Source organism: Flavobacterium chungbukense, from assembly GCF_020805785.1.
Classification (GTDB): Bacteria; Bacteroidota; Bacteroidia; order Flavobacteriales; family Flavobacteriaceae; genus Flavobacterium; species Flavobacterium chungbukense.
Map to the genome: position 1 here is coordinate 62,342 of NZ_JAJGZV010000004.1, position 13,497 is coordinate 75,838.

General features: G+C 32.2%; 9 protein-coding genes. 2 read left to right on the forward strand and 7 right to left on the reverse strand.

Annotated features, from left to right (window positions below):
• Positions 1-210: 210 nt before the first annotated feature.
• The gene (locus LL966_RS14210; protein ID WP_229354181.1) at positions 211-1,677 is read left to right on the forward strand and encodes an APC family permease; all 1,467 of its coding nucleotides are present in this window, start codon (positions 211-213) and stop codon (positions 1,675-1,677) included.
• A 54-nt stretch (positions 1,678-1,731) separates the two neighbouring features.
• On the opposite strand, the gene LL966_RS14215 is transcribed toward LL966_RS14210, so the two are convergent.
• From LL966_RS14215 to LL966_RS14245, 7 genes are all read right to left on the reverse strand, one after another.
• On the reverse strand, positions 1,732-1,959 hold the full coding sequence (locus LL966_RS14215; protein WP_026730439.1) for a PspC family transcriptional regulator: 228 nt from the start codon (positions 1,957-1,959) through the stop codon (positions 1,732-1,734).
• Positions 1,960-2,032: 73 nt separating this feature from the next.
• The gene (locus LL966_RS14220; protein WP_229354183.1) at positions 2,033-3,304 is read right to left on the reverse strand and encodes a DUF2851 family protein; all 1,272 of its coding nucleotides are present in this window, start codon (positions 3,302-3,304) and stop codon (positions 2,033-2,035) included.
• 75 nt (positions 3,305-3,379) lie between these two features.
• Positions 3,380-3,862 carry a 3'-5' exonuclease gene (locus tag LL966_RS14225; RefSeq protein ID WP_229354184.1) on the reverse strand — a complete coding sequence of 161 codons (483 nt, stop codon included), beginning with the start codon at positions 3,860-3,862 and terminating at the stop codon, positions 3,380-3,382.
• A 78-nt stretch (positions 3,863-3,940) separates the two neighbouring features.
• Positions 3,941-5,302, reverse strand: coding sequence for a pyridoxal-phosphate dependent enzyme (locus LL966_RS14230; protein ID WP_229354185.1), 1,362 nt, complete (start codon positions 5,300-5,302; stop codon positions 3,941-3,943).
• A gap of 43 nt (positions 5,303-5,345) precedes the next feature.
• Positions 5,346-7,331 (reverse strand): putative porin, encoded by a 1,986-nt coding sequence (locus tag LL966_RS14235; RefSeq protein ID WP_229354186.1) that lies wholly within the window; start codon positions 7,329-7,331, stop codon positions 5,346-5,348.
• A gap of 182 nt (positions 7,332-7,513) precedes the next feature.
• Positions 7,514-9,094 carry a RagB/SusD family nutrient uptake outer membrane protein gene (locus LL966_RS14240; protein ID WP_229354187.1) on the reverse strand — a complete coding sequence of 527 codons (1,581 nt, stop codon included), beginning with the start codon at positions 9,092-9,094 and terminating at the stop codon, positions 7,514-7,516.
• 9 nt (positions 9,095-9,103) lie between these two features.
• Positions 9,104-12,217 carry a SusC/RagA family TonB-linked outer membrane protein gene (locus LL966_RS14245; protein WP_229354188.1) on the reverse strand — a complete coding sequence of 1,038 codons (3,114 nt, stop codon included), beginning with the start codon at positions 12,215-12,217 and terminating at the stop codon, positions 9,104-9,106.
• A gap of 582 nt (positions 12,218-12,799) precedes the next feature.
• On the opposite strand from LL966_RS14245, the gene LL966_RS14250 reads away from it, so the two are divergent.
• Positions 12,800-13,465 (forward strand): ribonuclease HII, encoded by a 666-nt coding sequence (locus LL966_RS14250; RefSeq protein ID WP_229354189.1) that lies wholly within the window; start codon positions 12,800-12,802, stop codon positions 13,463-13,465.
• Positions 13,466-13,497 lie beyond the last annotated feature (32 nt).

Consider the following 13,497-nt stretch of genomic DNA (forward strand, 5'->3'; position numbering starts at 1 on the left):
TTAAATTAGTAAGAAAAGTAGTTTTTAAAAAATTATTGAATATTTTATAAATAAGCAATTAATTTAATGAATATCAATAGTTAAAGAAACATCCTTGAGAGTACTGTAAAAAAATTAAAGTTTTTATAACTTAAAACATGATAAATGTTTTTATTTTTTACAAAAAACAATACATTTGGCACTTAATAACAAATAAACCAATAAAATAGTATGTCAATCTGGAGAGTTAAACCGATATCTGCCTTTGAGGCCGATATGAAAAAAAGTGATTTAAAGAGAGTTCTAGGAAAATGGAGTCTTACTGCCATTGGCGTTGGTGCCATTATCGGTGGTGGAATTTTTGTACTTACAGGTACTGGAGCTTATTATCATGCAGGTCCAGCATTAGCAATTTCGTTTATTATTGCAGGTATTGCCTGTGTATTTGCGGCTCTTTGCTATTCTGAATTTGCTTCGATCTTACCTGTTGAGGGATCTGCTTACGCATATGCTTATGGTACTATTGGAGAAATTTTTGCCTGGATAATTGGCTGGGGACTTATTCTAGAATATGCAATGGGCTCTATGACCGTCGCCGTTTCCTGGTCAGGATATTTTAATAAATTACTTAAAATATTTCATATCCAACTCCCTGAATGGCTTACCACAGACCCTGCAAGTTATACTGGAGAAGGATTCTCAATGAATCTTCCAGCTTTCCTAATTGTTATATTAGTTATTTCATTACTTATAAAAGGAACAAAAAGTGCTGCAAAAGCAAATAACGCTATTGTTATTCTTAAAGTTTCTGCTGTAATTTTTGTAATTGTTGCTGGTCTTTTCTTCATTAATACAGCAAACTGGAGTCCGTTTATTCCTGAAGCTACACAAATTATCGAAAAAGAAACAACACACAATGCTTACGGAATCGGAGGTATCGTTTCTGGAGCTGCGGCAATTTTCTTTGCTTATGTTGGTTTCGATGCCGTTTCTACACAGGCTGGAGAAGCTATCAATCCTAAAAAAGATGTTCCTTTTGCTATTATTGCTTCATTATTGGTTTGTACAACTTTATACATTCTTGTTTCTTTAGTATTGACAGGAATGATGAATTATCAAGATTTTAATCCACTAGGAAAATATCCAGAAGCAATTAAAGCTCCTGTTGCATATGCTTTTGATATTGCAGGACAAGGCTGGGCTGGATTTATTATTACTATTGCTGCTACAATTGGTTTAGTATCTGTATTAATGGTTATGATTATGGGGCAATCAAGAATTTTCCTTGGAATGTCTAAAGACGGCTTAATTCCACCTGTTTTCTCTAAAGTAAATCCTATTTCTGGAACTCCAAAAACTAACTTAATGATTTTAGGAGGTATTATCGCAACAGTTGCTGCTTTTACTCCAATCAATAAATTAGCCGATATGACAAGTTTCGGTACTTTATTTGCCTTTACAATGGTTTGTATCGCGGTTTGGATTTTAAGAGTTAAACAGCCTGGTTTAAACAGAACTTTTAAAGTTCCTGCTTTACCTGTTATTGCTGTTTTAGGAATTGCAATCAACACTTATTTAATTATTAATTTGAGTATTGATGCTCAATTGTTATCACTTGGGTGGCTTGCAATTGGTATTTTGGTTTACTTCGGATATAGTAAACAAAGATCAAAATTGAACAACAAAACTGAAGAATAATATACTATATAATATTTCACAAAAAAGCTCCAAATTTTCATTTGGAGCTTTTTTTTATAAATCAAATACTGAAGTTCTTTTTGATCGAATTAAATCTTTCAATCTAATCCAAAAAGCAAGAGTCAAATACACGCCAAATCCTAAACCTGCTGTAACAAAAGAGATATAGATAAAAAATAATCTTACGTTTGTTACGCGCATTCCAAGTTTATCCGCTAATCTTGAAGAAACATGGAATCCATATTTTTCGAAAAAGAATTTAAGTTTTAAAATAGCTGACATTTTATTATTTTAGATTTTAGACTTCAGATTTTATATCCGTATGGTTATCTGGATTTCAAAAATACAAAATTATCTAATTGTTTTTTAGAAGATCTATACCTATCGCGCATTTCAGACATGATTTATTATTACAATATTCATTTTTAAGTTCTAATAAAGTCTGACTTTCAAATGCGTTTTTAGATTTTATTCCGAAGGAAATAAATTTATCAATTATAGCATTTTTCTCTGGCGCTACTTCATTCATAAAATCAATTAAACTTTCGATATCTGGTTCGCCTAATGTAGCTGAATAAGCAAATTGGATAGGAATAATAGTATTTATTACGATCAAATCTAGAAACGATTTCGATAATGATTTTGCTTTCTTTGGACTTTCTTTATCAAATTGATAATGGTTCAGCCAATAATTACTCGCCGAAATATCAAATAATTCATACACACTTTCAAGAGATTTTAAATGACATATTTTAGAAAACAAGTTTTGATATTTATGATATAAGCCTGCCAACTGAGAAAGTCTAATTGTTGGAAAATTATCTGGACGGAGCTTAAAAAATTGTACCGGATCTACAAATGTTCTCTCTAACTGATACTTATGCAGTAAATAAAAATATCTAAAATTTAAATCTTTAAAATAGACATCTTCTTTTTCGGCATTCAACAAACCGGCATTTCCGAAAAATAATGCTTCGAGGTTTTCGTTCTCAAAACTTTCTTTCCTAATAATAGAAAATGGAATTGATTTAGCTATTTGCAGAAAAGAATTCCCATTCGTATTTAAACCAAAATTTTTTGCTAGAAGACAAAATAAGACTGCTTCCCAATCTTGGTTTGTTTCTTCTAATAAATCATAAATAAATTTAGATTTACGCTCTAAACGTTCTAAAAACAATCTTTCCTGCCAACTCTTAAAAACAAATTGATTCGTGTCTTGAATTTGTTTCTCACATGAAATCCAAGTTTTAGGAGTTATTAATGCAGTGTAGTTATGAATTATTTCTTTACTCACATAATCTTTAAGAATCAAAACAGGAATTTCTGTATTATCTTCTCTAAAAATAGCAGTATCATTTTCCCACACCACATGCAGAATGACATTTTGATATGCTGGATCATTTTCGTGATTGTGAAGATACCAATCTGAAGATTTTAAATGAATCTCTACATTGCCAGCCCATTTTTGATGTCCAATTTCTATATGGGCGTTAAAAAAATCTGGTCCCGAAAGCTCCAAATAATCACCTATTTTTAAAATGGTAATTATCTCTCCTTGAGCACTTTTTAAATTCAAAGTGTCAAACTTCTTGAATTTCCAGAGATAATGAAGAAAATCTTCTTTCATTTTTAGACCTTATAAAAAATTTTAAAGGTCTAAAAATAATAAAATTTTAATACTATTCTTACAAAAATAAATTATTTAACGCAACATATAAAGTTTAGCACAAGCTCTTGCGTCTGATAAAGCTTCATGGTGATTGAGTTGAATATTCATTTCACGGCAACAATCGCTTAACTTTGTCGGTTTTAAACCCTTTGCTTTATAAATTTTAACTGTGCATTCCCATTTTGGTGCAATATTCAAATCTTCATAATTTAAACCGTGAAGCAGCATTGTTTTCATCAAAACATTTCGATCAAAACTTTCGTTATGAGCTACTACAACGCGGTTCTTTAATCTCTTTTCGATTTCTGGATAAACCTGAAAAAAAGATTTTGCATTAATGGTATCTTTCGGATAAATGCCATGAACACGAATCGTAAATGGATTGTATTCATTGTTTGGAGGTTTGATTAAAGACACAAATTCATCTACTATTATTCCGTTTTGAACAGTAACAATTCCGACTGAACATGGATGATGCCCAGTTGCTGTTTCAAAATCAATTGCCGTAAAATTCATATTATATTTTTAAAAGAAAAATCCACAAATCCAATTGTACAACAATTAGATTTATGGATAAGTTATATTTGTAAATGCTTATTTTATTGCACCAATTATATCATATTTAGTAATAATATGATGATGTCCATTTCCTAAATCGACCAAAACAGCATCATTTTCTTTTGAGAAAAGTTTTGATACTTCTTCGATTGGTGTTCCTAATTTTACAATTGGAAAAGGTTTTCCCATTACTTCTTTAATAGGTTTTTCGGCTACATTTTTATCTGCTACATAACTTCTAAACAAATCTGTTTCATCAACAGAACCAACAAATCCGTTAATATCTACAACTGGAATCTGCGAAATTTTATATTTACGCATACGCTCAATTGCGTGCGAAACCAATTCTTCTGTTCGAACAACAATTAATTCTTTATCAATATGATCTTTAATAACGTCTTCTGCCTTCGTTATATTTTCTTCTAAAAACCCACGCTCGCGCATCCAATCATCATTGAACATTTTACCTACATAACGGCTTCCAGAATCGTGAAAAAGAACAACAACCACATCGTCTGGCTTAAAATGCTCTTTCAATTGCAAAAGACCTTTTATACAAGCCCCAGCAGAATTCCCAACAAAAATAGCTTCTTCTAAAGCAATTTTTCTAGTATAAACTGCAGCATCTTTATCCGTTACCTTTGTGAATCCGTCAATTAAAGAAAAATCGACATTTTTAGGCAAGATATCTTCACCAATTCCTTCTGTTATATAAGAGTAAATTTCGTTTTCATCAAAAATTCCAGTTTCGTGGTATTTTTTAAAAACAGAACCATAAGTATCAATTCCCCAAATTTTAATATTTGGATTTTTTTCTTTTAAATATTTCCCAACACCAGAGATTGTTCCTCCAGTTCCGACACCTACAACAAAGTGCGTGATTTTACCTTCTGTTTGTTTCCAAATTTCTGGTCCCGTCTGCTCATAATGTGCCAATGAATTTGACATATTATCATATTGATTAACATACCAAGAATTTGGTGTTTCTTCTGCCAAACGTTTTGAAACTGAATAATAAGAACGAGGATCTGTAGGTTCTACATCTGTTGGGCAAACAACAACTTTTGCTCCTACAGCACGAAGAATATCCATTTTTTCTTTTGATTGCTTATCCGAGATTACACAAATTAATTTGTATCCTTTTACGATTGCAACAAGTGCAAGTCCCATTCCTGTATTTCCAGAAGTTCCTTCAATAATAGTTCCTCCCGGTTTCAATCGGCCATCAGCCTCTGCATCTTCAATCATTTTTACAGCCATCCTGTCTTTTACAGAATTACCAGGATTAAAGGTTTCGACTTTTGCCAATACTAACGCATCAATTTCAGCAACAATTTTATTGAGCTTTACCAATGGTGTGTTACCAATTGTTTCTAAAATATTTTTTGAAAAGTCCATTTTATTTAAGTTTAATATAGTGGTTCTAATTAAATTAGGCTTTTTATTGGAAGAAATTCCAAACTAAACCAAAACGCAATACAAAATCACGATAAGGATTATTAGGCGCCGAGTAATAATTGCTTTGTGAAAAAAGCGCGTTTAAATGTTCTGCTTTTAAATAAAAACGTGTTTGACGAATTCTGGCATTTACGAAAACATCGAAAGTAGCGAAGCCACCCGTCTTTTTTTCTTGCTGCACAAAGAATTCTGCAATAACAGGATTGTAATCATCTCCATAATATTTTGTCATATAATTAAAGACAATACCCGTTTGCATAAACAATGCTTTTTTGAAGAAATGATTTGAATAATAAAAGGTATTTCTTGTCACAAAATCAGGAACATTCAGAATCAAATCTGATTGATCTACTTTTTGATATAAAAGTGTATTGTCTAATGCAAAAGGACCAAATTTAAATTCACGACTTGCTTTTATTTCTAAATAATTGATCACATTACCATATTGGAACGGCCTAACTATTTGAACATTTCCTTCTTTTTCTACATCTGTTGCATCATCAGTAAAATACAAATGATCTTTCAGTACTGTATATTGAACTTGTCCTGTTAACCAAGGAGTTGTTATTTCGGCACTTAACGAATTTATTTTTTCATTCTTAAAATTATGCGACCAATTATATGAAATCCAACTACTCTGATATAAATTATAATTATTATTTGGCAGTTTATTGATATTACGATATCTAAAATCGAACTTAATTTTTTCATTTAAGTCGTATCGTAATTTAGCATCCAAATCTGAAAGTGATTGATTGGTTATTGATCTTGAATACAAAAATCTACCGTTCCATTTGTTTTTTTGGTATTCATACTGCCCACCCACATTATTAAATTGCAGATATAAATTGGCAGGAACAGCACTTCCTAAAGAATCTACTATTACTCTTTCATATTTATAATTTGATCTGTAATCATCTATAAAAAAGTTAAACTTACCTAAAAGCGAGTTTTCATAGGCAGCTCCCACTTTATTATAAAGCCTTTCATATTTTGTTTCATCGTTGATACTACTTGCTACATAAGAATCTCCAAAACGATTTACTGTTGTCGTTACGTTGTTATTATCTGTAATAGAAGAAGCAACTGTTGGCTGTTTATACTGGTAATTTTTATACTCGTAATTAAATTGATGTGTTAGATATAAATTATTATTCCCATCTTTTGGATTTACTCTAAAAGCATGGTCAAAAAACAATCTTCTTCCCTTCAAAAGCGTTTCTGCATCCGTCAAATAGACTTGTAATCTTTGTCGGTTTTTAAAATCTGGATCATTACTTTCGAAGTTAGAAACATTTGTAATTCCTCCATTTTCTTCGTTCATTATATCTTGATTGGCAAAATGCGCATTTATTGCATAACGTCTGCTGGTTGTAGCATAACTCGTTGTAAATCTAAAATTACCCGCACTAACCAATTGATTAATGTAATCTCCTTCAGACCTTAGACCTCTGTAAGCGATTGAAAAATTGAGGTTTTTAGATGTATTCAGAGTAATAAAAGAATCTACATTTTGTCCTTTATTAATTGTTGTATTAAAAAACAGCTCTGTAAAAGGTGTTGCGGCTGAATAATATCGAATTTGATCTGCCTGTATATAATTAGAATGCTTTCCTGTAAATCCAATTTCAGGATACGGAGAAAAACTTGTCAAACTATATTGCAAGGTATTTAATGGCTGGCCAATATTTGAAAATTCTAAAAGTCCAAAAAGATCTTTTCTAAGATGATTTTGCCTGTAAGCACTTTTTATTGTAAGCGAAGTATCTGCATATATAGTATCATGTTCTAGGGTAATAATCTTATATTGATCGATAGTTGCAATTTTAGCTTTTTTCTTCTTTACGGTATCTGTAATACTAGAATATTCCGTATTCATATCTAAATCCTTTTTAGGAGCGGCTTTTTTTTCTTGAGAAAACAATAAAGTTGGTACAACTAATAGATATAGGAAAATGAATATTCTCATTTGATGGCTTTATATAAATTTATTTTTTGACAGAATTTGTTGAGCAAAGGTAAAGATAAAAACGTATTAACGAAAAAACATAATATATAATATAAAGTGAAAATTGTCTCACTATTTTGAAACGAAAACCCCGTATACAAAAGTATACGGGGCTTCCAAAAAAAATTCAAAATAATTACCTATTACCAATCAGGATTTTGTCCTAAACCTGGATTTGTATTCATTTCTAATTGAGGTATTGGCCATAAAAATCTACGGTCAGCTGAAGGAATAGCCGCAATAGGAGTGGCAATAACATAAGTATTTCCTAAAACGAATGCAGCAGCTGTAGGTGCAGCATTTGCCATTTTAGCTGGAATACCACTTGTAGCAACTGATGCTATTGGATCTCCTTGTAATCTGTGAATATCGGTCCATCTACGTCCTTCTTGTAAAAACTCAATTCTTCTTTCTTTAAGAATAGCTGCAACCATTGCTGCATCTGTTGTAAAAGAAGCAGCTGTGTAAGCCTGAGTAGTTGGGTTTGCCAAAGATCTATTTCTAACAGAATTTAATAAAGTTAAAGCAGCTGGCAAATTAGATTGACGAGCTTGAGCCTCAGCCATATTTAATACTACTTCAGCATATCTGATAATTGGAGCAGCATCAGTTCTGTTCGTAACATCAGTATATTTATTAGTATATTTAATACCAGAAGCTGTGTAGATAAACTTACCATCTTCTCTACGTTTATCATCAGCTAACCATTGTGCATCTCTCCAGATAATTGGACTAATACAAACTAAAGCTCTATCTTTTAAAATACTAGCTAAAGCAGCATTTACACCTGGATTAGCTGTAGCTGAATGCTGAATAGAGAAAATAGACTCTGAGTTACTAGCATTAACTCCTGTAGTATTTTGGAAAGGTGCATATGGATCTGCAGTTAAAGCGAAAGCTCCGTTTAATTTAGCTCCTTCAACCAAAACATTTGCCCAATCTCTTTTTTGAAGATAAAGTCTAGTTTTGAAAGCGATTGCAGCCCATTTAGAAGCTCTTCCAACCGGTCTAGATGCAAAAGCAGTACTGCTTCCTGAAGTAATCAAAGTCTCAGCATCGTTTAAATCTGCTAAAATTTTATCATAACAATCTGCTACAGTATTTCTTGGTTTTGCAGATTCAGAATCAATTTCTTCAAATGTGTTAACTCCAACTGTTCTGTAAGGAATACCAGGGTGAGTTGCGCCAGCAGTAAAGTGATAAGGTCTTGCAAAATAAGTTAACAACTCTAAGTGCGTAATTGCTCTTAAGAATTTAGATTGCCCGATGTAATTATCACCGATTGCTTTTGTAATAATACCTTTTGCTACAGCTTCGTTAGTACCTTCAATCATAAGATTACATCTGTTGATTAATCTGTAACCATCAACCCAGTAGTAAACGTTGTTAGCCGTTGTTGGATCGTAAGTACCTCTATAAGTTAACTCATAGAAAGTTGCCATATTTACAACATCTTCTCCTCTAGCCTCTCCTTGTTCAACATAAGCAGCTCCCCATACATAACCACGACCACCGTTTGGACTAGTTGGTGCAGCGTTATATTGTCCAATTGCAGCCGCATTATAAACCCCATTCATATATGTAGATATTAATGTAGGAGTAGTAAAAGCGTCAGGACTTAAAATATTGTTGACAGGCTTTAGATCTATTATTTTTTCTTCTGTACATGAACTCATCCCAAGTACCACTGCAGAAAGTAAAATTGTTTTTATTATATTTTTCATATTTCTTTATTATAAACTTACATTTAATCCAATTGATACAACTTTAGCACGTGGAGTACCATTAATATCTACCCCAGAAGTTTCCATTTCAGGATTTAAACCTTTATAATCTGAAATTAACCAGATATTTTGGCCTTGAACAAAAAGTCTAAATGTATCTACACCAATTTTGTCTAATAATACTTTAGGCAATGTATAACCTAAAGTAATGTTATCAAGTGAGATAAAATCTCCTTTTTCAACAAAACGTGTACTAGCACTTCCAGAAAGGTTAGTAAATGTATTTGAACTTGCATATAATCTTGGTGTCCATCCATCTCCAGGATTAGCAGCACTTTGCCATCTTCCTAAGATTTCAGTTCCGTTATTGTTGAAGTTTTGATTCAACAACTCTCTTCTTGTTGAGTTGAAAATTTCATTTCCTCCACTAAATCTGAACATGAAACCAAAATCGATGTTTTTATATTTCATATTAGAAGATACAGAACCGTAATATGTTGGTAATGTGTTTCCTAATATTTTCTTATCAGCTGTACTTAAAGTAGCTGCTGTTGTTGTATCCATTGGACCGCCTGGGTTACTTGGATCAAACTTGAAATAAGTCTGTGTATTCAAGTTACCTTGCACTAAACTTCCATCAGCTTTGTAATAAACTGGGTTACCATTTGCAGAGTTAACTCCCCAATATTGGAAACCATATAAAGAGTTAATCGACTCACCTTCAGCAATAATAATGTTTGGGGCAATATTTGTATCTGTAGAAGAACCACCTACAATAGATTGTCCATTGTAAAGAGCCGTAACTTTGTTTTTAGTTAACGTTAAGTTAGAAGAAATATCCCAAGAGAAATTTTGAGTATTGATTGCCTTAAAGTTAAGAGAGAACTCATATCCTTGGTTGTACATTTTACCAACGTTTTGGTTAACCGTATTATTTGGAATACCGATAGAAGGAGAAGTTGGAGCTGCTAAAACTAAGTTATCAATATCATTTTTGAAATAATCAAAAGCTAATGTCAAACGGTTGTTTAAGAATCCTAAATCTACACCAAAGTCAACTTTAGTAGAAGTTTCCCACTGCAATAAAGGATTACTAAACTGGTAGTATCCAATTCCGTTTGATGGACCATAAGGAGAACCAATTGTAAGGTCTTTTGAAGGATAAGCTGCACCATTTAATACATCAACGTTACCTACTTCAGAATAAGAACCTCTGAATTTCAAATCAGAAACTACACCGCTGATTCCTTCCATAAAACTTTCTTTAGATACTGTCCAACCTGCAGAAACTCCAGGGAAGTTGTGGTATCTAACATCAGATTCGAATTGTGAAATTCCGTCACGTCTAAGAGACGCCTGTAAGAAGTATTTTTCTTTAAAGTTGTAAGTGAAACGACCTAAGTAAGAAATAATACCTTTTTCTGTAATACCACCACCTGCATCTTTAGTATTGAATGTATTTGTTACAAGATTCTCATCAAAGAAATCACTAATGATGTCACTTCCTTGACCCCATAACAATTTATCTCTAGATTTTTGGTATTCAGCAACTCCTGTTAAACCAATGTTGTGGTTTTCAGCAAAAGTATGTTTGTAGTTCAAGATATTTTGCCAGTTCCATCTTAAAAGGTTTCTGTTATCTTGGTAAACTAAACCATTAGATCCACGTCCATCACCATGAATAGGGTTCCAATATTGAAAACCGTCAGTCATTGCGTTATCAGCACTTACCTGTAATTTATAACTTAAGTCTGAAGTAATTTGCGCATTTGCATAAGCACTTGCGATAATTCTTGTTGTTGTAGACTTGTATTTGTTGTGATCCAAAACATACAAAATGTTTGTAATATTATCTCCAACAGCTGCCGTGTTATCCCACTGACCAACTGTAGCATTATTTGCTGATAGGTTGTAACCTGTTGGATCTAAAGCATCGTAAATTGGCGTATTAGGCAATTGTCTGATTGTATTAAAGATATTTCCAGAAAGACCACTAGCATTACTGTTCAATCCATCATACTCTGTTCTACTTACCGCTAAGTTTGTTCCGATACTTAACCATTTGTTTATATTCTGATCAATGTTTGCTCTAATAGAGTATTTTTTCATACTATTAGCCAAGTTGATACCATCCATATCAGAAAGACCTAAAGACAAATAGTATTTAGTTTTTTCAGATCCTCCGCTAAAATTAAGATTATGCGTTACTTGTGGAGCATTTCTTAAAACAGCTCCCTGCCAATCTGTGTTATATGTATTTCCAACTGCCCAAGGAGTTTGTCCTGCATTAGTTCTTTTTTCGTTAGAAATCACTAAGAAATCAGGAGTTTCTAACAAGTCATATTTTTTAGCAGCACTTGCAACACCAAAAACACTTGAATAACTCACTTTTAAAGCACCTTTTTTACCGCTTTTAGTTGTAATTAAAATTACCCCATTAGCAGCACGAGATCCATAAATAGCTGTTGCAGCACCATCTTTTAACACGTCAAAAGACTCAATATCCTCTGGATTAATATCTGCCAAACCATTTGTAGCAGAAACACCTCCAATATCACCTGAGTAAATTGGCACACCATCTACAACAATTAAAGGCTCTGTACTACCAGAAATAGATCCGATACCTCTAATTCTAATTTTTGGTGCAGCACCAAGAAGACCTGTGTTCGTTAAGACTTGAACCCCTGTTGCTCTACCAGCTAAAACACCTTCGAAAGACGGAGTAACTAAGTTAGAAATGTCTTTTCCAGCAATTTTAGAGATAGATCCAGTTACCTCTTTTCTTTTCTGTACACCGTAACCAACAACCACAACTTCATTCATTAATTGTGCTTCAGACTCTAATTCAACGCTAATTGTATTAGATGTTCCTACAGTGACATTTTTATTATTCATACCTACGTATGAAAAAATCAAAACATCACCAGTTTTTGCTTTGATAGAGTAGCTTCCGTCAAAATCTGTCTGAGTACTTGTTTTAGATCCTTTCACAAGGACATTTACCCCTGGAATAACACCTGTTTTATCAGATACCTTTCCAGTTACAGTTCTCTCCTGAGCAAAAGAAAACTGCATAGATAACGCTACAAGCAGCGTCGAAATCCATTTTAATTTTAATTTCATTTTAAGTTATTTTGAATTAGTATTTCGCAAACATCATAATTATTTCTTAAAATACCAAGCCGTTTATTAACACTTTCTAATGTTATTTTAATGTTTCATTAACACTTATAATTAATAAAGCAACAATTTCACGCTTAGACCTAGTTATATTTAACAAAACGGTTAAAAATGCTTTTTTTATCACTTTTTAATTTTAACAAATAATTAACACTTTAAAATGTAACAAATCACTTTTTTTTTAGTCTAAAACATCATTTTCATAAATAATATCTTAACAAAAAGTTAATGCAAAAAACTTTTTAATCTTGTTTTCTGTCATGTTCGTCGATTCATTTCATTCATTTATTGAAAAAGAATAATTTATTCTCTTCTTGTTAACAGAAAAAAACACCCATTTAATCTGATTTTCAGATTTAAAAAAAAAAGAAAACTAATTTCAGAGTTAAAGAACAAAATCATAAAAAACAGGTGTTTTTTTCTTGCAAATAAGTTTTCTCAAAAACTTTGATCTCATTTTTAGAACTTCATTTTTTAGGTCAATTTTCAAAAAATTGCAATATTTGCGATTCAAAAGAATAAGAAATGCTCGAAAAAAATTTCTCAGGATTAATTTTAGAAACCGGAACTGATGAAGCTGGCCGAGGATGCCTAGCTGGTCCTGTTACGGCAGCCGCGATAATTTTACCAGAACATTTTGAAAATCAAATATTGAATGATAGTAAACAATTGTCTGAGAAAACAAGAGCTCTTTTAAGACCTATCATAGAACAAGAAGCTTTGTGTTTTGCGGTTACACATTTATTTCCAGATGAAATTGATGAAATAAATATTTTAAATGCTTCAATGAAAGGAATGCAAGAATGCATTTTAAAACTCAAGCATGTTCCAGAATATATTATCGTGGACGGAAACCGTGCCATAAACGCGAAACTTGGTCTTAAAAACACCTTTGGAAAACAATTTACTCCTGAAGAAATTTCGTTACTTAAATCAATTCCGAATCAAAGTATTATAAAAGGAGATGGTAAATATTTGAGTATTGCAGCGGCTTCTGTATTAGCCAAAACATATCGTGACGAATACATGGATCAAATCCATGAAGAATTCCCTATGTACAATTGGAAAAAAAATAAAGGTTATCCGACCAAAGAGCATCGAGAAGCAATTAAAAAATATGGAACTACAAAATACCATAGAATGAGCTTTAGGCTTTTGCCAGAACAACTAGAACTTAATTTTTTTGAATAAAAAAACAAAACGACCCTTTAGGTCGTTTTGTT